Source organism: Pseudoalteromonas sp. 2CM28B, from assembly GCF_023161935.1.
Window position 1 is genome coordinate 49,692 of sequence record NZ_JALNTH010000013.1, and the last position, 18,961, is coordinate 68,652.

21 protein-coding genes and 1 pseudogene are annotated in these 18,961 nt (G+C 41.3%); 9 read left to right on the plus strand and 13 right to left on the minus strand.

The features are described 5' to 3' along the window. Nucleotides 1–43: 43 nt before the first annotated feature. The gene (locus tag MTN96_RS17610; protein WP_248532380.1) at nucleotides 44–472 is read right to left on the minus strand and encodes an organic hydroperoxide resistance protein; all 429 of its coding nucleotides are present in this window, start codon (nucleotides 470–472) and stop codon (nucleotides 44–46) included. Between the two features lie 135 nt (nucleotides 473–607). Between MTN96_RS17610 and MTN96_RS17615 the strand changes: the two genes are divergently transcribed. Next, entirely contained in the window at nucleotides 608–1,066 is a 459-nt protein-coding gene (locus tag MTN96_RS17615) for a MarR family winged helix-turn-helix transcriptional regulator (RefSeq protein ID WP_248532381.1), read from the plus strand. On the opposite strand, the gene MTN96_RS17620 is transcribed toward MTN96_RS17615, so the two are convergent. After that, on the minus strand, nucleotides 1,055–1,954 hold the full coding sequence (locus tag MTN96_RS17620; RefSeq protein ID WP_248532382.1) for a LysR family transcriptional regulator: 900 nt from the start codon (nucleotides 1,952–1,954) through the stop codon (nucleotides 1,055–1,057). The genes MTN96_RS17615 and MTN96_RS17620 overlap by 12 nt on opposite strands. Before the next feature lie 113 nt (nucleotides 1,955–2,067). Between MTN96_RS17620 and MTN96_RS17625 the strand changes: the two genes are divergently transcribed. The 3 genes from MTN96_RS17625 to astB all read left to right on the plus strand — a co-directional run bounded on the left by MTN96_RS17625 (nucleotide 2,068) and on the right by astB (nucleotide 5,943). Further along, complete coding sequence (locus MTN96_RS17625) at nucleotides 2,068–3,084, plus strand: zinc-binding alcohol dehydrogenase family protein (RefSeq protein ID WP_248532383.1); 1,017 nt, start codon at nucleotides 2,068–2,070, stop codon at nucleotides 3,082–3,084. Then, complete coding sequence (locus MTN96_RS17630) at nucleotides 3,081–4,184, plus strand: major royal jelly family protein (protein WP_248532384.1); 1,104 nt, start codon at nucleotides 3,081–3,083, stop codon at nucleotides 4,182–4,184. The genes MTN96_RS17625 and MTN96_RS17630 overlap by 4 nt, the downstream gene beginning before the upstream one ends. 412 nt (nucleotides 4,185–4,596) lie before the next feature. Further along, nucleotides 4,597–5,943 (plus strand): N-succinylarginine dihydrolase, encoded by a 1,347-nt coding sequence (gene astB / locus MTN96_RS17635; RefSeq protein ID WP_248532385.1) that lies wholly within the window; start codon nucleotides 4,597–4,599, stop codon nucleotides 5,941–5,943. Between the two features lie 77 nt (nucleotides 5,944–6,020). Here the strand turns inward: astB and MTN96_RS17640 are convergent, their stop codons facing one another. Next, a complete protein-coding gene (locus tag MTN96_RS17640; RefSeq protein WP_248532386.1) occupies nucleotides 6,021–6,875 on the minus strand; it encodes a mechanosensitive ion channel family protein in 855 nt (284 codons plus the stop codon). A 346-nt stretch (nucleotides 6,876–7,221) separates the two neighbouring features. On the opposite strand from MTN96_RS17640, the gene MTN96_RS17645 reads away from it, so the two are divergent. Together MTN96_RS17645 and MTN96_RS17650 are read left to right on the plus strand one after the other, a co-directional pair. Further along, nucleotides 7,222–8,217 (plus strand): DUF4382 domain-containing protein, encoded by a 996-nt coding sequence (locus tag MTN96_RS17645; protein WP_248532387.1) that lies wholly within the window; start codon nucleotides 7,222–7,224, stop codon nucleotides 8,215–8,217. A gap of 229 nt (nucleotides 8,218–8,446) precedes the next feature. Continuing rightward, nucleotides 8,447–9,127 (plus strand): SDR family oxidoreductase, encoded by a 681-nt coding sequence (locus MTN96_RS17650; protein WP_004587015.1) that lies wholly within the window; start codon nucleotides 8,447–8,449, stop codon nucleotides 9,125–9,127. A 132-nt stretch (nucleotides 9,128–9,259) separates the two neighbouring features. Here the strand turns inward: MTN96_RS17650 and MTN96_RS17655 are convergent, their stop codons facing one another. Further along, on the minus strand, nucleotides 9,260–9,523 hold the full coding sequence (locus tag MTN96_RS17655) for a Txe/YoeB family addiction module toxin (RefSeq protein ID WP_248532388.1): 264 nt from the start codon (nucleotides 9,521–9,523) through the stop codon (nucleotides 9,260–9,262). After that, complete coding sequence (locus tag MTN96_RS17660) at nucleotides 9,516–9,770, minus strand: type II toxin-antitoxin system Phd/YefM family antitoxin (protein ID WP_004587013.1); 255 nt, start codon at nucleotides 9,768–9,770, stop codon at nucleotides 9,516–9,518. The genes MTN96_RS17655 and MTN96_RS17660 overlap by 8 nt, the downstream gene beginning before the upstream one ends. Before the next feature lie 132 nt (nucleotides 9,771–9,902). Here MTN96_RS17660 and MTN96_RS17665 point away from each other — a divergent pair. Further along, nucleotides 9,903–10,193 (plus strand): annotated as a pseudogene (locus MTN96_RS17665) (SDR family oxidoreductase); the annotation flags it as partial. Between the two features lie 122 nt (nucleotides 10,194–10,315). Here MTN96_RS17665 and MTN96_RS17670 read toward each other — a convergent pair. From MTN96_RS17670 to MTN96_RS17680, 4 genes are all read right to left on the minus strand, one after another. Beyond that, nucleotides 10,316–10,537, minus strand: coding sequence for a hypothetical protein (locus MTN96_RS17670; protein ID WP_029773664.1), 222 nt, complete (start codon nucleotides 10,535–10,537; stop codon nucleotides 10,316–10,318). A gap of 32 nt (nucleotides 10,538–10,569) precedes the next feature. Then, complete coding sequence (locus MTN96_RS17675; protein ID WP_248532389.1) at nucleotides 10,570–10,776, minus strand: hypothetical protein; 207 nt, start codon at nucleotides 10,774–10,776, stop codon at nucleotides 10,570–10,572. Between the two features lie 158 nt (nucleotides 10,777–10,934). Further along, nucleotides 10,935–11,306 (minus strand): DUF4209 domain-containing protein, encoded by a 372-nt coding sequence (locus MTN96_RS37315; RefSeq protein WP_374275507.1) that lies wholly within the window; start codon nucleotides 11,304–11,306, stop codon nucleotides 10,935–10,937. Between the two features lie 14 nt (nucleotides 11,307–11,320). Next, nucleotides 11,321–12,664: a hypothetical protein gene (locus MTN96_RS17680; protein WP_248532390.1), complete on the minus strand. Its 1,344-nt coding sequence runs from the start codon at nucleotides 12,662–12,664 to the stop codon at nucleotides 11,321–11,323. A 404-nt stretch (nucleotides 12,665–13,068) separates the two neighbouring features. On the opposite strand from MTN96_RS17680, the gene MTN96_RS17685 reads away from it, so the two are divergent. After that, nucleotides 13,069–14,382, plus strand: coding sequence for a M20/M25/M40 family metallo-hydrolase (locus MTN96_RS17685; protein WP_248532391.1), 1,314 nt, complete (start codon nucleotides 13,069–13,071; stop codon nucleotides 14,380–14,382). A 15-nt stretch (nucleotides 14,383–14,397) separates the two neighbouring features. Here the strand turns inward: MTN96_RS17685 and MTN96_RS17690 are convergent, their stop codons facing one another. Then, nucleotides 14,398–15,297 carry a LysR family transcriptional regulator ArgP gene (locus tag MTN96_RS17690; RefSeq protein ID WP_248532392.1) on the minus strand — a complete coding sequence of 300 codons (900 nt, stop codon included), beginning with the start codon at nucleotides 15,295–15,297 and terminating at the stop codon, nucleotides 14,398–14,400. Between the two features lie 105 nt (nucleotides 15,298–15,402). Between MTN96_RS17690 and MTN96_RS17695 the strand changes: the two genes are divergently transcribed. After that, a complete protein-coding gene (locus MTN96_RS17695) occupies nucleotides 15,403–16,005 on the plus strand; it encodes a LysE/ArgO family amino acid transporter (RefSeq protein ID WP_004587008.1) in 603 nt (200 codons plus the stop codon). Between the two features lie 59 nt (nucleotides 16,006–16,064). On the opposite strand, the gene MTN96_RS17700 is transcribed toward MTN96_RS17695, so the two are convergent. The 3 genes from MTN96_RS17700 to MTN96_RS17710 form a co-directional block, all read right to left on the minus strand. Beyond that, nucleotides 16,065–16,862: a response regulator gene (locus MTN96_RS17700; protein WP_004587007.1), complete on the minus strand. Its 798-nt coding sequence runs from the start codon at nucleotides 16,860–16,862 to the stop codon at nucleotides 16,065–16,067. 121 nt (nucleotides 16,863–16,983) lie between these two features. Continuing rightward, a complete protein-coding gene (locus MTN96_RS17705) occupies nucleotides 16,984–17,700 on the minus strand; it encodes a Sir2 family NAD-dependent protein deacetylase (protein WP_054981658.1) in 717 nt (238 codons plus the stop codon). Next, entirely contained in the window at nucleotides 17,697–18,713 is a 1,017-nt protein-coding gene (locus tag MTN96_RS17710; RefSeq protein WP_248532393.1) for a kelch repeat-containing protein, read from the minus strand. The genes MTN96_RS17705 and MTN96_RS17710 overlap by 4 nt, the downstream gene beginning before the upstream one ends. Nucleotides 18,714–18,961 lie beyond the last annotated feature (248 nt).

Consider the following 18,961-nt stretch of genomic DNA (forward strand, 5'->3'; position numbering starts at 1 on the left):
TGGCAAAACCACTGGGCTGTTCAAGTATTAACTATTTAGTTAATTAAATAACCGAAAGCTCTACTTCAATGTTACCGCGTGTGGCGTTTGAGTATGGGCATACTTGGTGCGCTTTATTTACAAGCTCTTGCGCTGCCGCTTTATGCATATCACCTAGTGATACAGCTAATTTAACTGCAATGCCAAAACCGCCTTCAATCGCGCCAATAGATACTTCAGAATTAATGTGTGTATCACTTGGTAGCGCAATTTTTTCGCTACCGGCTACAAATTTTAGTGCACCAATAAAGCACGCTGCATAACCAGCTGCAAATAATTGCTCTGGGTTTGTGCCTTGTCCATCGTCGCCACCTAGCCCTTTTGGGGTTGATAAGTTTACATTTAAACGGCCATCGTCAGATTTAGCTACACCTTCACGGCCACCGGTTGCAGTTGCTTTTGCTGTGTAGGCAACGTTTTGTAATACATTCATAGTGAACTCCAAAGTTTATCAATTAATTTAGTTTGCATGCAAAATAATAGGGCAAGTAATTAGAGATTGCAAATACTTTGCATGCAAATTAAAATGTTTTTTGAGTTGAAGGTATTAACGCACTAGGAGTTAGGTATGTCATTTGAGCAATTAAAATTAAAAAATCAGCTGTGTCATAGGTTATATATGGCATCAAATAGCATTGCACGTACTTACCGTGAGCCTTTAGCTGCACTTAATTTAACATATCCGCAGTATGTAGTAATGATGGCGCTGTGGGAGCAAGACAAAATAACCATAGCGCAGCTAATAGATAAAACCGCTATTGATGGCGGTGCTATGACTCAAATACTCAAAAAAATGACCGAAAAGTCTCTACTGGCTGTTATTAAAGATGAGCACGATAAGCGTAAGCGCCTAATTCAGCTTAGCCAAAGTGGGCAAGCCCTTAAAAACGAAGCTGCTGATATTCCAAAAAACATATTATGTAAGTTTGAAAGTGTAGACCCCACACAAGCCAAACAGCTAATGCAGCTGCTTGATTTAGTAATAAGCGATTTAACAACTAAAAACGATGATGAGTTAGCCAACTAACGCGGTTATTTTTTGTTGAATAAACGCCCTAAATGCGCTGATCACCGGAGTCATTTGACGTCGGTCGGCGTACATCATATAAAGCGGTAGCGGATCGCTTTGCCACTCGGGGCATAAATGAACGAGTTGCCCGCTTGCTAAATCATCAATTACATCTAAGTACGACTTATACGCAATGCCTTTGCCCTCTAACGCCCAGCGCCTAACCATTTCGCCATCGTTAACTATGTGTTGGCAATGTAGCTGCACTTTTTGCACTGCGCCATTTTTATAAAATCGCCACTCTTTAAACACTTCACCAAAACGCATAAACGTAATGGTGGTGTGCTGCGTTAAGTTAAGTGGATGTGTAAGCAATCCATTGTTTGCTACATATTCAGGAGAGGCCACTAAAATACGCGCATTATTTAAAAAAAGTGGCGCTGCAATTAACTGCGAATCTTTTGGTACACCAAAGCGCAGTGCAATATCAATTGATTGGCTGTAAATGTCGCTTACTTCGTCACTTAAGTGCAATTTAAGTTTTACATGCGGGTAGTGTGCTAAAAACTCATTAAGCCATTCACTTAGTTTATTGCGCCCTAAGTCGCACGGGGCCGATACCTGTAGCGTTCCCGTTACTTCGCCCACTGCGGTTTGTACTGCAGCTACCCCTTGTTGAATAAGCGAAAGGGAGTCTTTGGCGTAACTTAAAAACTGCTCCCCTGCCACACTTAAGCGTAAGCTGCGAGTAGAGCGAATAAACAGCACGTTTCCTAAGTCTTTTTCTAGGCGCTTAATAGCTGCACTTACCGCCGCTGGAGTTTGCTCGTTTTGTCGCGCAGCTTCAGAAATACTGGCGCAACTGGCTACATCTATAAAAGTTTGAATATCGTTAAATGATCGCATATTTTCAATTAAAATTTGAAAGTGCTTTAGTTTTTCATGTCTTTTTCTATTTTTCAACTGAGCTATAGTGCTTATAAGTTAAAAACACTTGGTTAAAATCATCAGGAACGCACATGAAAGCATTTGGCTACACCAAAAACACTAAAACGCTTACAGCAAGCTCTATACAAGCAATTGAGCTTGATACCCCAACAGCCAGCGGGCACGACCTACTTATTGAAGTAAATGCTATTTCGGTAAACCCTGTAGATACAAAAATACGTGCAAATGTAGCGCCAGAGCAAGGCTACAAAGTATTAGGTTGGGACGGCGTAGGCATTGTAAAAGCCGTTGGCGAGTCGGTTTCGTTATTTAATGTGGGGGATCGTGTATTTTACGCCGGCGATTTATCGCGCCAAGGCAGTAATGCGCAATTTCAATTAGTTGACGAGCGTATTGTAGGGCGTGCGCCTAAAACATTAACCGACGCACAAGCCGCAGCGCTGCCGCTAACCAGCATTACCGCCTACGAAATGCTGTTTGACCGCCTGCAAGTGCCAAAAAATAAGCAAAATACTCAGCAATCTATTTTAGTTATTGGCGCTGCAGGTGGCGTTGGCTCTATTTTGGTACAGCTCGCCAAACAGCTTACAGGGCTAAACGTAGTAGGTACTGCATCACGCGAGCAAAGCGTAACCTGGCTTAAAGAGTTAGGAGCGGATCATGTACTCAATCATACTAAAAATTTAAACGAGCAGCGCCTAGAGCTTGGTTTAGCTGAGTTTGATTACGTTATTGGCTTAACTCATACCGAGCAATACCAAGACCAAATAGTTGAGTGTATTAAACCCCAAGGTAAATTTGCGCTAATAGATGACCCTACATCGTTCGATATTTTAAAGTTTAAGCGTAAATGTATATCGGTGCATTGGGAGTTTATGTTTACCCGCTCGCTATTTACTACCGCCGATATAACAGCGCAGCACACCTTACTTAATGAAATTAGCGAGCTGATAGACGCAGGTACACTTAAAACCACGCTTGGGCAAAATTTAGGCCCAATTAACGCCGCTAATTTATATAAAGCACATCAAATTTTAGAATCGCACACCTCACGCGGTAAACTTGTTTTAGAAGGCTTTGAAGCATGAACCAGATTAAAAAAATACTTTTAGTTGCAGCCTGTAGCACTGCGTTTTTAACCAGCAGTGTGTTTGCTAATACCGCTAATCAAAATGCTGATTTAAAAACAGTAGCTACATTCGACGCGCAGCACCCACCAGGTAATATTGCTATTACGCCCTCGGGTCGTAAGTTTTTATCGGTACATGGTTTTTACGGCCAAAAACAAAAAATTATGGAGCTATTAAGCGATGGCACCACCAAACCCTACCCTAATGAAGAGTGGGCATACGCGTATAAAAACGGCAAAGGGTTTTATGATGTACTTGGCATAAATGTATCTGCCGATGGCGTGTTATGGATGCTTGATACATCAGGCCCTGATCGTGCTGGGCGTTTAGTCGGTTGGGATACCAACAAAGAGCAGCTGCATAAAATAATTTATTTAGCTATACCCACCATTACCGACACCTCGTTTTTAAACGATTTAGTTATCGATAATAAACACGGCGTTGTATACATTGCCGACACCGCACAAGGCAGCCAAGCCGCTATTATTACCGTAAATTTAAAAACAGGTGAGGCGCGCAGAGTCTTACAAAATAGCCCATACACCACAGCCGAAAACATCGACATGGTCATTGAAGGGCGCACCATGAAACTAGGCGGCCAACCAGCACGTTTAGGCGTAAACCCAATCACGCTCGACCCAAGCGAACAGTGGCTTTACTTTGGCTCTATGTCTGGCACATCGGTTTACCGTATTGCCACAAGCGATATTAACAATAAAAGCCTGAGCGCAAGCGCCCTTGAAAGTAAAGTAACGCGTTACGGCACTAAACCCATTTCAGATGGCATTATTGTTGATGGCGGCGGTAATGTGTATGTTACCGACATAACCAACGGCGCAATTGGTGTAGTAAAACCAAGCGGTAAATACCACGTATTATTTAAAGACGAGCGCTTAAGCTGGCCTGATGGCTTTAGTTATGGCGCCGATCATAAAATATATTTTACCGTAGATGAGCTACATCGCTCGCCAGTATTAAATAACGGTAAAAACGCCAGCCAAGGAAAATTTAGTGTGCTGTCGTTCGACCCACTAGTAAAGGGTAAAGTAGGCCGCTAATTACCACGTATAAACCATACGCCACGCACCTGCTGCGTGGCTTTTTGGTGCAACTTTTGAGCCTTTTAGCCCCAAAGTGGTGCTAAGCGCTCAAAAGTTATTTTTAGTGTTTTAATAAATATCTGATTTGTATTCATAAAATATTCAATTAACAGTTGGCATAATTCTTTCAAAGTACAGATGTGTTCAGTGAAACTTTCAAGGAAAATACCATGGCTAACCTATACCACACCCTTTACCTACTATGGCGTTTAGACATTAGCGTATGGCAGGTAAACGATCCGAGCAATACCCATACTACGTGCGATAAAGAGCGAGTTTACAGCCGATAAATTTCGTATTTATAGGCTTTGCAAGCGCGGCCATTGCGTTGTATTGTTAAGTAACTAAAAACAATATGATTGGAACTTGTATGCACGCCTTAGAAGTAAATTTTGATGGCTTAGTTGGCCCTACTCACAACTATGCGGGTTTATCGTATGGTAACGTTGCCTCGTTAAATAATGCGGCAAGTTTTTCAAACCCTCAAGAAGCTGTGTTACAGGGCCTTGAAAAAATGAAAGCCATGCACGACAAAGGCCTAACACAAGGTGTGTTTGCGCCCCATGCACGCCCCGATTTAAACGTACTACGTCGCCTTGGTTTTACCGGCAACGACTCGCAAGTGATTCATAAAGCATTTAAAGCCGACCCTATTTTATTGCGCGCGTGTTATTCGGCCTCTGCAATGTGGACCGCCAATGCCGCTACTGTTTCTCCATCGCCAGACACCCTCGATGGCAAAGTGCATTTTACCTCAGCCAATTTAAACAATAAGTTTCACCGCTCGCTAGAACCAGCTACAACTACCCGCTTACTCAAAGCCATGTTTAATAACGATAGCTACTTTGCACACCACACGCATTTACCCGATCAGGGCTTTTTTGGCGACGAAGGCGCAGCTAACCATACCCGACTTTGCGACAGCCACGGTGAGCAAGGCCTAGAAATGTTTGTATTTGGTGCAAGCGCCTTTAACAGCCAATTACCAAAACCGGCTAAGTTTCCTGCAAGGCAAACACTAGAAGCCTCAGAAGCCATTTGCCGATTACATAATTTAAAAGAATCGAGCCAAATTTTACTGCAGCAAAATCCAGATGTTATAGACCAAGGCGTGTTTCATAACGATGTAATTGCAGTAGGTAACGCAAACGTATTGCTTTGCCACCAGCAAGCATTTTTAAACCAACAAGATGCCCTGCAAGAAATTCGCGATGCCTACACCGGCAGCAAACAGCTATACATAATTGAAGTACCTACCGATAAAGTAAGCATTAGCGATGCAGTAAGCAGTTACTTATTTAATAGCCAATTAGTAAGCCTAGATGATGGCTCAATGCTATTAGTAGCGCCACAAGAGTGCCACCGTAACAGCGCAGTAAACGCCTACATTGAAGAAATGATTTTAGCCGATAACCCAGTAAACCAAGTGCAGTTTTTTGACCTGCGCCAAAGTATGCAAAATGGCGGCGGCCCTGCCTGCCTGCGTTTACGTGTAGCTCTTAACGAGCAAGAACTTGCTGCGGTAAACCCAGAGGTTATTTTAACCGATACTAAATACACTCAGCTTTGTGACTGGGCAAAGCGTAACTACCGCGATAAGCTAGGTGCAAGCGACTTTGCCGATTCAGCCCTACTTACCGAAAGCTACCAAGCACTGGATGAACTAACCCAGCTGCTTAATTTAGGCTCAGTGTACGACTTTCAATTAGAAGGTTAATACTCGTCAGCAAAAAGCTGATATAAAAATAGCGAGCCAAGGCTCGCTATTTTTATTTGTGTTTGTGCTAATAGAGTTTAAGCTTCTTTACTTACTGTTATTGCCGATGCCATCGACTCAGATATATGCAGCGTTCGCTGCGGAAACGGAATGCTCAGCCCCGCACCTTCTATGGCTTCTTTAACGCGTTTATTTAAATCCCACACGGTTTGCCAGTAATCGCCATTTACAGCCCATGCACGTAATTGAATATTTACTGCGCTTTCGCCTATTGAAGTAACCATTACTTTAGGCGCTGGCTCTGCGAGTAATCGGCTTTCTGATTCGGCAACTTCTTTAAGTACATTTAAGCCAACATCAATAGAGTCGGCGTACGAAATTCCCACCACTATATCCATGCGCCTTTTACCGTTGCGGGTAAAGTTTTTAATGTTGCCGCCCCACACTTTACCGTTAGGCGATGCGATATACAGGCCGTCGGTGGTTTTAAAAATGGTTGTAAATAAGTTTATTTCGTTCACTGTGCCAAGCGTGCCGCTCGCATCTACAAAATCGCCTATTTTAAATGGCCTAAGTATGAGTAGCATAATGCCTGCTGCAATATTACTTAAGGTGTTTTTAAGCGCCAAACCAATCGCTAAACCCGCCGCGCCCATTAGCGCTATTAAACTTGCCGTATTAACGCCAAAAATATCTAAAATAAACAGCCCAGCAATTATATAAACTAAATACCCCGCAATACTCGATAAAAGCGGTAGTAGCGTTTCGTCTACTTTTTTTAATGGCGACTTAGAATTTTTAATCGCTTTTTTTACTGAACGCGCAATAAGCGCACTCGCAACTAAAATAGCCAAGGCTAATACCACTTTGTAACCTAAAGTGATGATTGTTTCTGAATGGCTTTGCCAAAACACAATAAGTTTATCTTTCATACATATTCCAACTATGGGCTGATTATCAGCAAGAATTAAATCTATACACTTCAAAAGAAGTGGCGGGAGTATATAGTAAAAATTTTAAAGCGATAGCATTAAAATAAGTGGAAGGTGTGCCTATATCAGCAAATTAATTGGGCAAAGTTTTTCTTTTTTTCGCTTAAATTTTCACGCTTAAAACCTTAGTGCTCACAAACTAGTTAACCTATGGCGTACATACTTTTGTTCAAAAATGCGCAAAATAAAATAAAGATTAATTTCAAGTAACTATTCTAAAAACCAGTTCAATCTAAATTCAGCTTAGCTCTTCTACAATCCGCTTTATAAACTAAAGGAGTAAATCATGAATTTTAAATCAACATTAGTCAGCAGCGCCGTTCTTTTTGCATTAGCCGGGTGTGGCTCTTCAAGTGATGACAATGACACAACACCGCCACAATCTAGCGACAAATCAACCTTTAGCCTTGGTGTGTCAGATGCGCCGGTTAGTGGTTTAAAAGCGGTTAACGTCGTGTTTGATTCAATCACTATTAAAACACAAGGCGATGAAGAATTTAGTTTTGAAACCCGAAGTGAAGCTGACGCATCTCAACCACAAATGGTTAATTTGCTCGATTACACCGGAGACGATGTTTTTGAGCTGCTTGACGATCAAGAAGTGCCAGCAGGCGAATACTCGTGGATCCGCGCTCAGGTTATAAATGGCGATACTAATAACCTAAGTTTTACATCTCACGTAGTATACGAAGACGACAGCATTGCTCCGCTCGTGGTAAAAAGAAAAGGGAATGATGGTGTAGGCGAAATACAACTCGATGGCTTTACACTTAACCAAACTGATAACGACTTTGTTTTAGAATTTGACCTAAAAAAATCGCTGGTCGATCCCCAAAATAATGAGGAGATCTTTTTAAAACCTAGAGGCGTACGATTACAAAATCTTTCTGAGTCACAAGAAATTGAAGGCACAGTAAGCCAAGCGCTTATTAATAACTGTGAAACAGACAATATCGCCACTGCTGCAGATTCAACGTTTGGACACGCCGTATATTTATATTCATCAGATGCTCAAATACCTAAAGATATATACGAAATAGATGAGCAAACCCCAGAAGATGCCCCACTTGCAACCGCAAATGTTGTATTTGACCAAGACGATAACCAATATGAGTTTGAGCTTGCTTTCATTACACCGGGAGACTACCAACTTGGCTATACGTGCACCGCACATATAGACGATGCAGAGCTAGAAGATACTGATTTCACTGTTTATCAACTTAAGCAAATTAGTGTACCGCAAACTGAGGACCTTTCAGTTAGCTTTGACATAACACAATAAACGTATAGCGCACTTTAAGGTGCGCTTTTTTTTATAAAAAGTATAACAAAAACGAACACTCCACCTTTGCAAAAACCCATTAAAGCCACTCACCTAACATCATCCAAATAATTCATTCGAAAAGTGACCTGCATTCAAGCCCCGTTAACCCAGAACTGGTACAGTTAATAGCACGTATTAGTTAAACCGTTCTTATCATTTTGAATATGTAAACATAGGAGAAATAATCATGGCGAAAGAAAAAGTAGTTCTAATTACAGGTGCCTCTAGTGGCATAGGTGAAGCGAGTGCAAAAACATTGGTTAATAACGGCCATAAAGTCATTCTTACCGCCAGAAGTGAAGATAAATTAGCTGAACTAGTTGAGTCGCTAGGTGAAGATAACGCACTGAGTGTACCCGCAGATGCCACCGACTTTACCGAACTTGAAAACGTAGTAACAAAAGGGCTTAAAAAATTTGGCCGACTAGATGCCGCATTCGCCAACGCGGGTATGGGCGTTTCAACCGCAGGCACTGAAAAAGGCGACCCCGATGAATGGTCAACCATGATAGACATAAACATTAAAGCCCTGCTGTGGACGGCAAAAGCAACTCTACCTCATTTACGCCAAAACAAAGGCCACTTTATATTAACCAGCTCAGCTGCTGGCCGTAAGCCAATAAAAGGCTCTATTTACGGTGCAACAAAATGGTTTGCTTACGGGTTTGGGCAAAACTTAGCTGAGGAAATGAGCGAGTGGAATGGCCGCTGTACCACCATAGCCCCTGGCATGGTAAACACTCCATTTTTTGATGAAGCAAAGCCCGATAAACTCGACCCACAAGATGTAGCCGACGCCGTATTGTTTGCCATTGAAGCAAACCAGCGCAACAACGTGCGCGAGATTTATTTAATGCCGACTAATTAACGTTGTTTGGGTTAAATTTGAGCTGTCAGGTTTAATGCCAATGGCGTTAAACCTGACGGTTGTTTTTGATAAATACTGGCTGGATAGTATGAATAATTTAAGATGGATGTCTTGTTTATTTATCTTGTTTATTTAGTAATGGTAACGACACGAGATAACTGTAATTGCTGTTTCATCCACGGCATATACCAAACGATTTGTATCATCTATTCTACGAGACCAGAAGCCTGAAAGATTTTCTTTGAGGGGTTCCGGTTTTCCAATCCCATCAAATGGAGAACGCTTAACATCAGCAATTAGCTTATTTATACGTTTCAAGGTTTTCTTATCTTGAGTCTGCCAGTAGACATAACTATTCCAAGCTTCATCAGTCCATGATAATAACCTGTTACTCATCAATAAGTTCTCGTGGAGTCGTTTTGCCCGCTTTATACTGCGCAATTGAACGGTTTAAATGTTCAGCGTTCGCTGGAGAACGAAGTAAATGAACAGTTTCCATAAGGCTGTTGTAGTAATCTAATGACATTACAACCGCATCTTCAGTGTCACGACGAGTGATTACTGTCGTATCTGCATCATTAATTACATTATCCAAAACGGCTTTTAGACTATTTCGGGCTTCGGTAAAAGACACTATTCTCATTTTGCACCTCACTTGTACATTATATAAGACAAGTTTAGCTGGAAAATTATTACATGTACAGGATACTGTGCATTACTTTGTGGTGGTAGCAAATTTCTAAATAAAGCGCACGGACATGCGGGCTAAAACAAAGGCCACTTTATATTAACCAGCCCAGCTGCTGGCCGTAAGCCAATAAAAGGCTCTATTTATGGCGCAACTAAATGGTTTGCTTACGGGTTTGGCCAAAACTTAGCTGAAGAAATGAGCGAGTGGAATGGCCGCTGTACCACCATAGCCCCCGGCATGGTAAACACCCCATTTTTTGATGAAGCAAAGCCCGACAAACTCGACCCGCAAGATGTAGCCGACGCCGTACTATTTGCCATTGAAGCAAACCAGCGCAACAACGTGCGCGAGATATATTTAATGCCGACTAATTAACGCTGATTGGTTGAATTTGAGCTTTCAGGTTTAATGCCAATGGCGTTAAACCTGACGGGTGTTTTTGATAAATACTGGCTGGATAGAATGCAGGGAAAGTATTCGTCACTAATAAAAGCTTACTATATGTACAGTAACTCTAAATCACCATCACTAGGTTCGAATATTTCAAGCCAAATAGTAACACCATTTTCATCGCAACATTCAATATCAAAGGCTCCATCATAAACTTCAACTATTGTTCCAACATCACCGACTTGAGGAGCTCTTGAGCCAAAGCTTTTTTCTGAATAGATAAACTTTTTATTAAGAGATATAACTTTTACTACAGAGTATTGCTTCATTAGATTCTCATGTATTTATAACGCCTAAACATTTACTCAAAATTTTCAAGAACACAATATTGAACCCCGCCATTATTGTGCTTGCCAGCTAAACTTATGCATTTGAAGGACTCACCACCATCAACTGAAATCTGAACCTCTAAGTCTTGATTCTCGAACGTTTGCAGCTCTTTGATGAGTTGCTTGATTGTTTTGCCTTGAGTTACCCATTCAGGGTTATCATCTATATTATCGTCCACAACTTACCCTCTATCGGAAGAACACCCAACGCCGAATTAAGCGTACTAAAACAATGAGTCATAATGTAAAAATTATAAACCACTGTTTAATTTAATTTCCTTGTTAGCTTTATTTTCAGGTCGATAATGTAGTTTCCAATGACTACCTAGAGGTAACATCACAATATGTAAACTAACCACCAAAGAAAGACAGGGGCAACACCATAAAAGTGACCTGCTGGCATGTACCCGTGTGACATTTGATTTCTCAAATCCCCATATATCTTATCTATTAATATTGCCTGTAGATTACCAATAATATCTTGCCCTAAAGTTTCAATAACAACAGGATGTTCTAATAGAAATTTAAGACCACTTCTTTCTTGAGAACCGTCACCGTGTAATGTTGTTGGTTCCTCCCCTTGAGTGCGCGCTACATATCTAAGTGAATTCTCAATCTGTGGAATAAGTATGTGACATGCACTAAGGAAATCACCTTCAAGACCAAACGAAATACCCTTTATGTAAAAATATTCATGACCATAAGGTATAAACGGATTATTTTTTAAATTCTTTCTAAGGCATACTTTGAAACATAATGCTGTATCATTAGCTCATCTAGAGCGGGTCGTATTTGCCCTTGTACTGCAAGTTGATGGTCTATTGCGATGTTTTTCATCATAGTGGACCAAGTAGCAGGTCCATCTTGTCTATCATCAAGGCCCATTCCTGATGGAACTTTAGCAACGGTAATACCTTCATGATCTATATGAGTTCCGCTAAACATCCATGCAATACTATTTTGCATTTGTTCGATAGCTTGCTCTTTGAGCCTATTAATGTCTGTTGGTCTTGAAACCAGAACACCGAGCCTAAAAAGCATATCGAAAAAATCTTTACCTTGAACTTCAAGTTTTGATTGATGAACAATTTCGCTAATGTCTTGGGGCGGAGATGAAAACTCATGAAGTTGATGCAGGGATTCGATTTGATGATCTCTCATAGTCTCATATAGCTCAAGTCTTTCTTGTCTAGTATTAGGAACTTTAGACAAAGCATCAATTGCCCTAAGTATACAGTTAGCGGCTATCAAACCACCATCTTGTATTTCAGAATCTTTAACGTGGCAAGAGGCTATTTCTCTCCAAATTTCTTGCTGTTTAATTTTATCTCGTGTTGAAATTGCAGAATGCAATGCACATTCCCACCCACTTATCGCTGTTCTTGTGTCGCCTATTTCAAAACGAGTTTGAGCAATTTCTTCTGCAGTATTAAGAATCCAGTCATCATCCCCAACACCACATTCATGTGATAATTTTAATAAACGCAATGCATAAAAAGGCGAATCATCTATTTTTTTATTGTTTACTTCAGATAAAATAAAGTCTGATAATTTTTTAAATAAATCAGGTCGTTGCGAACCCCTTCGAAACATGCAGCTTAGCCTTAAGGCTCGTTCAATTCTTTCCGCAGGATATATCCATGAATCAGCTACAGCTAACAAATTCTTTGCTGATTCAATATATGATTCAATTGCCATATATGCATGTTCAACGCTTCCTGCTTTTGTAACCCAAGAAATATCAGCTAATCTTGCCTTCAATTCAGGTATTGTTACAAACGAACAAAATTGAGAAAGAGAGTTCAAAGACTCTTTAGAAAAATCATTTGCAATAAGACCTCTACGGTCTTGCATTATAAATTTAGGTGAAAATGGAGCTTTCGAATTTTCAGGTTTTAGGTGCATCGAGCAAATGGCAGATAGTAACTGTGCGGCATTAGAGTCTTTTATGCCACCAAAAGCCGATTCTAATTCATAATACACGAGGCTTTTACATGAACCGACTATTTGCTCTTGATCTAATGATTGTAACTCCTCTAAAGTAACTTCAACTTCTTGAATAGACATAAAACCTCCGTGTGTAGGTTGCGGCTAACAACTTAGTTTACGACATCTGTCGTTTTACAAACTGGCAGATGTCCCTATTTTATACCAGTTTCATCCTAACCATATAATAAACACCTGTAAACAGATAGTTAGCTTCGACTTTCCTTTCCTAAATGCAGCAAAACCCCAGAATGGAGGAGATCAACAATGCCAGGCAAATCGCTGTTTAGTTATACTGGCTGCTTAATTAAGAGGTTTTATTTTAAACACCTGCGTTTAAACCAGTAACGCATACCCCCTTTAACCCTTAATCTTGTAACTCGTTGTTGTTTATAAAATTAGTTAAAAATCACAATCTACTTCTATTGAACCCTTTGTATTTTTACTTCATATTAGCTGAACTACTTTTCAATTATTAGGCTGTTATGTCACTTTTAAAATTTAGCCAAGCACTTATTTTTACCCTTTCGAGTACCCTACCGTTTACAAGCCACGCGGCGCTTAATAAAAACGAGCGTGAAATAGTAAAACAAGTTGAGCAGAGCATGCCGCAAGCGCTCAAAGAGATAGAACAAGCGGTAAACATTAATAGCGGCTCGCTTAATATTGAAGGCGTAAAAAAGGTGGGCGCGCTTGCAAGCGAGCAACTAAAAGCCATAGGTTTTAAGGTTGAGTGGCTAGATGGCAGCGCTTTTAACCGCGCAGGGCATGTATTAGCTGCGCACAAAAGTAAAAACCCCGATGCAATAAAAATACTGATGATCGGCCATCTTGATACCGTGTTTGCTAAACACGATAACTTTACTACCTATAAACAAATTGATGAACATACCGCGAGCGGCCCAGGTGTAGCCGACATGAAAGGCGGGAACACTATTATAATTACCGCACTTAAAAGCCTGCAAGCGCTTAATTTACTTGAAAACGTAAGCGTAAAAGTACTGCTTACCGGCGATGAAGAAAGCAGCGGCCGCCCACTGAGCTTATCTAAACAAGCCATTGTTGATGGCGCAATTTGGGCTGACGTAGCGCTAGATTTTGAGAACGGCGATAACAATATTAAAACCGCGATGGCGGCGCGCCGTGGTTATACCGGCTGGACGTTAAATGTAACGGCCAATGCTGCACATTCATCGCAAATATTTAGTGACAGTGTGGGCTATGGCGCTATTTACGAGGCGTCGCGTATTTTAAATGACTTTAGAGAGCAACTAGCTACACAACCTAATTTAACCTTTAACCCGGGGCTTATTGTGGGCGGTACTGATGCACAGTACAACAGTGCTAACTCGTCAGCCACGGCGTTTGGTAAAAGTAACGTAATTGCGCAAACCGTGCATGTAGCGGGTGATTTACGGGCGCTTTCGCCAAAGCAGGTAGAGGGCGCTAAAAAAGTGATGCAGCAAATAGTGGCTAAAAGCTTAAATGGCAGCCAAGCTGAGCTTACTTTTGAAGACGGCTACCCACCAATGGGGCTCACTGAGGGTAATAAAAAGCTGCTTGCACTGTATAGCCAAGCAAGCCAAGACTTAGGCTATAACAAAGTGGAGGCTGCAAACCCACGTAATGCCGGTGCTGCTGATATTTCGTTTGCTGCAAACCATGTTGATATGGCGCTTGATGGCCTAGGCCTAATGGGCAGTGGCGCACACACTAAAAACGAAACCGCCGATTTAACCTCACTTAATAAAAACACCGCTAAAACAGCACTGCTTATTTACAGATTAGGGCAGTTATAAACGCAGGCTTAGCCTTTATGGGCTAATAGGCTCTAACCGTTTGCCTGCTACTTGCAATGCAAACTTACGCAACGTTTTAAGCTGCGGGCTTTCGGTTTGCCAATAGTGCCAGTACAAAGGTGTATCTATATAATATTCTGGGAATAAATCGACTAACTCCCCTTTTACCAGCGAGTCTCCTAGCTGTAATGTAGGTAATAGCCCATATCCTAGGCCTGCTATCATGGCTTGTTTAAATCCCTCTGACGAAGGGTAAATATGGGTAAACAGTGGGGCTGAGCCATTAATATCTTCTAAAAATTGGTGTTGTAGCTTGTCATACTCACTAAATACCAAGCACGGTAAATGCGCTAATTGCGAAAGCTCAGTAAGCTTATGTTGTTTTATAAAATCGGGGCTTGCAATGGCTTTGTAGCGTATGGCGCCAAGTGGGCTAACTAGGCCGCCATTAACGGGCTCGGGGGATGAGCTAATACACACCATAACCTCGCCGTCTTTCATTCTTTTATGGGCAATGGATTGATCTTCACTAATGACTTCAAAGCGTAATTTGCACGCAAGCTCTGTATCTAATACGGCGAGTGCTTCGGGCAGCCAGGTGGCAAGCGAATCCGCATTAGCAGCAAGCTTTACGCTAAGCGGGGTGTTTAAATCTGTGTGCTCGTTAAGTGCCTCTACATTAAGGGCCACTTCTAGCTGTAATACTTGCTGTAAATGATTAAGTAAGCGCTTGCCTAATGCTGTTGGCGATGGCGGCTGGGTTCTTATTAATACGGGTTCGCCTAGTTTGGCTTCTAGCTGATGAATACGCCTACTCACCGCCGATTGGGTAATAAATAATTTTTTTGAGGCTTTTTCAAATCCGCCTTCACTTATAACGGCACTAAGCGCATTGAGTAACTGGTAATCAATCATGAGTTTTACGCATATAACAATAAATATATTCATTGGATTTGTAACAGAATACCCCCTACCCTGCAAGGCATTGGATAACAGGTTTTATTTGAGTGGATTAGAAGTATGTCGTTTTTGTCGGGTGTGATGCTGGGGCTAAGTTTAATTATTGCCATTGGGGCGCAAAATATTTGGATTTTAAGCCAATGTATGGCGGGCGCTAACCGTTTTGTTTTAGCTGCGGTTTGTATACTTTGCGACGCCACGCTAATTATTGTAGGTGTATTTGCCGCTAATGAGTTAAAGCTATGGCTGCCGGGGTTATTACCGTGGTTAACGTGGGGCGGTATAGCTATGTTACTTTACTTAGCATTTGGCTCTGCGCGCAGCGCAATTAAAGGCACATCGGGGTTAAAAGTAACTCAGGTAATAAAAGTGAGCTGGTGGAAAACGGCCCTTGCGGCCTTTGCTATAAGCTTACTAAATCCACATGTTTATTTAGACACCGTATTACTGCTTGGCAGCATTGGCGCATTACAACCCGTGCCTATGCACTTTGCTATTGGCGCTTGTGTGGCCTCTGTTATTTGGTTTAGTAGCTTAGTGTTGTTTGCGCCAAAATTAAAAAAGGTTTTAAGCTCCCCATTTAGATGGCGCGTATTTGATAGCTGTATTGCGGTTATTTTATGTTTTGTAGCGTTTCAGTTATATAACGTGCCAAGCCAATAAGCCAAAACAGCGGTAGTTATGTATTTAACTACCGCTGTTGTTAGCCATTTTTTAAAAGACTAAGACATTATTTTATAGAGTAATTCTCGCACTGTGGCCGGTTCAAACGGTTTATCACAAATGGCATCAACTCCTGCTTGCGCAATATTAGCTAGGTGAGTGTCGTTTGCCTCTGAGCTCACCATTAAAATAGGAATATGCGAGTAAGCATTTGAGCCACGTACAGTTTCGGTTAGTTCGCGACCATCCATTTCTGGCATGTTGTAATCGGTAACGATTAAATCGAACGATTGCTCACTAAGGTGCGCTATAGCTTCTTTTCCGTTTTCGGCTTCTACCGGTTCGGGGATCCCCATGCCAGCAAGCACGCGTATTATGTGTTTACGAGCAAAGCGGCTGTCGTCTACTACAAGTACGCGAAGTAGCGTTACATCAAAATGATCAAGATCTACTTCTTCTTCGCTTATTATATCGAGAGTTGCTTTGAGTGCGCGAGTAATGGCTTTTGCGCTAAAAGGCTTAGGTAAAATAGCCAACACACCGGATTGGCGTAGTTGCTCAAGGTACTTTTTATTACGCTCGCTCGATATAAGCATAAAAGGTTGATGTTCAGTGGCGGGGTTAAGTCTTATTTTTTGCAATAATGAGTCGGCGGTGCCGTCTGATAAGTACATCGAGCTTATTACTAGGTCTGGGTGGTAACTTTCAAGTAACGATAAAACCTGCGCTTGAGTAGCCGCAGTTTCTACTTGTTTAACACCACTTTCTGCAAGCGATTTTATTATTATTTTTTGCTGAACCTCTGAAGGCTCTACAAGTAAAATGGACAAGTTTGCTATTGCAGTTAGGTCGCTCATTCAAGTCTCTTTGGTATTGTTATAATGAGGATAATAATAACATTATTGACTCGTTAATATTATATAAAGAGATTGTAATATTTAAGAAAACATTAGCAATCTCTTTAAAATATAGCACTTTCTAATTAGATTGGATGTATTCTAATGCATTCATTTTTTTGTACGTTACATTGCTGTGCATTATGTGAACAGGGTTAGGGTCTACTACTTCTACAGGTATGTCGTAATTACGGGCTACTTCTAATGCCATTTGGGTGATATTTACACTAAACGAGGTGCCCATAAATACAATTTTATCGGCGTTGAGCATACGCTGTTGTGCTTCGGTTATTCTGTAAAGCTCAGTGTAAAATTCATCGAACAACAACACAAAAGGCTTAAACGAATGATTAAGCTCAGGTGTTTGGTTTTGAATATTAAATAGCTCAAAAAGAGACTCATGCAGGCGGCTTTCATCTACACTATCCCACGGAGTCATTAGCGGTTTAACGGCTTCGCCTTGCTCATGAAATAGCGTCATTTGATCGAGCCTGCCGTGTATAGCAATGTAATTTTTGTTACCGGCTTTGCCATCAAGACCATCTATGTTTTGGGTTATTAAATTTTTATCGCTCAGCCAATGGTGTACTTCATTCGGGCCATGGTTACGATAGGCAGCAAAACGGTTGTAATACCAAGCTAAAAACTCGCGTGGATTATTTTGATACATAGCGCGCGTGGCCATTTCCATAGGCGTATAGTTTTTACTACCTATAGTCCAAAAGCCATCTTCGCCTCTAAATGTAGGTATGCCGCTTGCCGCACTTACCCCTGCACCGGTAATATAAAGTGTATTCACTGTGTTACCTCGTACCCTAATACATCGCTTATTACTTGCTGCTGATTGTTCATGCCGCCAATACGATATAAAGCCCCATTGTGCTCAAGTAGGCCACGGTGATCCATACTGCCAACAGCTACATTAGGTAATACCTGCCACGTGTTTTGCTTTATATTAAAACGCCACACATGGTTACTCGCCGGGGCGGGCTGTTTATTGTAACCAATCCCGTTGTAGTTATAGGGGTTATTAGAGCCGCCCAGCATGTAAATATTGTTATTGTAGCTAGTAGCAGCCATACGGTAATGCGACTCCCCCGTTGGGTGGGGCAAAGTACGCCAATCTATTTTTAGCGGATTGTTGGCATTTATTGTGCCTTTTAAGCACTGAGCAACACCTGCAAACGAGCGGCGAGAATCTGGATTTGCTTGAGTTTTAACGCCATCGCAAATAACAATGGTATTACCACTAATCGCAGCCGCTTGGCCAAATACTGGCTCACCTAAAAAAGGCGACGCCTGCTGCCATGTATTGTTTTTAGTATCGTACACTTGTACTAAATTTACGTTGCCATCGTTATGCCAGCCGCTAATAAGGTATATATAACGCTCTTTGTAACTTAGCGCTACGCTATCATCAACCGGTATTGGCATGCTTGCAAGGTGTTTATATGTATTGTTTTTTATATCGAAACGGTACACATCAGGGCTTGAAATTTCAGTATGATCGCTATCTACCGTGTAGCCACCAAATATATAAGCGTATTCACCTAAGCCAACAGCAGTACTGGCTAAGCGCCCCTTTAATGGCAAACTTGAAGGCACACTCGCTTGTTGCTGCCATGCGCTGTCGCCCAGTTTTAGTGAAAATACCTTATTGTGTACATCTGTGTGTTGTTTGTTTTTACCTAGCCCCATAAAACTCAAAAAATAGCGTTGGTTTTCAACAGTAACCTTAGCTACGGCATTGTTTGCAACGGGTTCGGGTAAAGCAGGAAGGCTTGCTAGCGCGATAGAAAAAAGAAGGCTCATAAAAACAAATAATATAAAAGTGACTAATACACTTAGGGTAAATTATTTTACCTGCATGAACCAGCTAACTATAAGTAATTTACCTTATTAATGCGTGTGTTTAGGTGTGCTGCGTTTTACAAACCATCTAATAATTAATGGCGTAGCCAGCGAGCTAAATTAGATAAGCGAATTTACAAGCAGCGCCTAATGTACACTGCCTTATTACTTGATTTTGTAGCTTTATTTGTTAATTTTATTTAAAAACT

Coding starts and splice junctions, on each gene's coding strand:
- MTN96_RS17650 (WP_004587015.1), top strand. CDS start 8,447: ATGGCGAAAGAAAAAGTAGTTCTAATTACAGGTGCCTCTAGTGGCATA.
- MTN96_RS17710 (WP_248532393.1), bottom strand. CDS start 18,713: ATGAGCCTTCTTTTTTCTATCGCGCTAGCAAGCCTTCCTGCTTTACCC.
- MTN96_RS17660 (WP_004587013.1), bottom strand. CDS start 9,770: ATGAGAATAGTGTCTTTTACCGAAGCCCGAAATAGTCTAAAAGCCGTT.
- MTN96_RS17695 (WP_004587008.1), top strand. CDS start 15,403: ATGTCGTTTTTGTCGGGTGTGATGCTGGGGCTAAGTTTAATTATTGCC.
- MTN96_RS17670 (WP_029773664.1), bottom strand. CDS start 10,537: ATGAAGCAATACTCTGTAGTAAAAGTTATATCTCTTAATAAAAAGTTT.
- MTN96_RS17610 (WP_248532380.1), bottom strand. CDS start 472: ATGAATGTATTACAAAACGTTGCCTACACAGCAAAAGCAACTGCAACC.
- astB (WP_248532385.1), top strand. CDS start 4,597: ATGCACGCCTTAGAAGTAAATTTTGATGGCTTAGTTGGCCCTACTCAC.
- MTN96_RS17615 (WP_248532381.1), top strand. CDS start 608: ATGTCATTTGAGCAATTAAAATTAAAAAATCAGCTGTGTCATAGGTTA.
- MTN96_RS17700 (WP_004587007.1), bottom strand. CDS start 16,862: ATGAGCGACCTAACTGCAATAGCAAACTTGTCCATTTTACTTGTAGAG.
- MTN96_RS17690 (WP_248532392.1), bottom strand. CDS start 15,297: ATGATTGATTACCAGTTACTCAATGCGCTTAGTGCCGTTATAAGTGAA.
- MTN96_RS17685 (WP_248532391.1), top strand. CDS start 13,069: ATGTCACTTTTAAAATTTAGCCAAGCACTTATTTTTACCCTTTCGAGT.
- MTN96_RS17630 (WP_248532384.1), top strand. CDS start 3,081: ATGAACCAGATTAAAAAAATACTTTTAGTTGCAGCCTGTAGCACTGCG.
- MTN96_RS17680 (WP_248532390.1), bottom strand. CDS start 12,664: ATGTCTATTCAAGAAGTTGAAGTTACTTTAGAGGAGTTACAATCATTA.
- MTN96_RS17620 (WP_248532382.1), bottom strand. CDS start 1,954: ATGCGATCATTTAACGATATTCAAACTTTTATAGATGTAGCCAGTTGC.
- MTN96_RS17625 (WP_248532383.1), top strand. CDS start 2,068: ATGAAAGCATTTGGCTACACCAAAAACACTAAAACGCTTACAGCAAGC.
- MTN96_RS17645 (WP_248532387.1), top strand. CDS start 7,222: ATGAATTTTAAATCAACATTAGTCAGCAGCGCCGTTCTTTTTGCATTA.
- MTN96_RS17655 (WP_248532388.1), bottom strand. CDS start 9,523: ATGAGTAACAGGTTATTATCATGGACTGATGAAGCTTGGAATAGTTAT.
- MTN96_RS17640 (WP_248532386.1), bottom strand. CDS start 6,875: ATGAAAGATAAACTTATTGTGTTTTGGCAAAGCCATTCAGAAACAATC.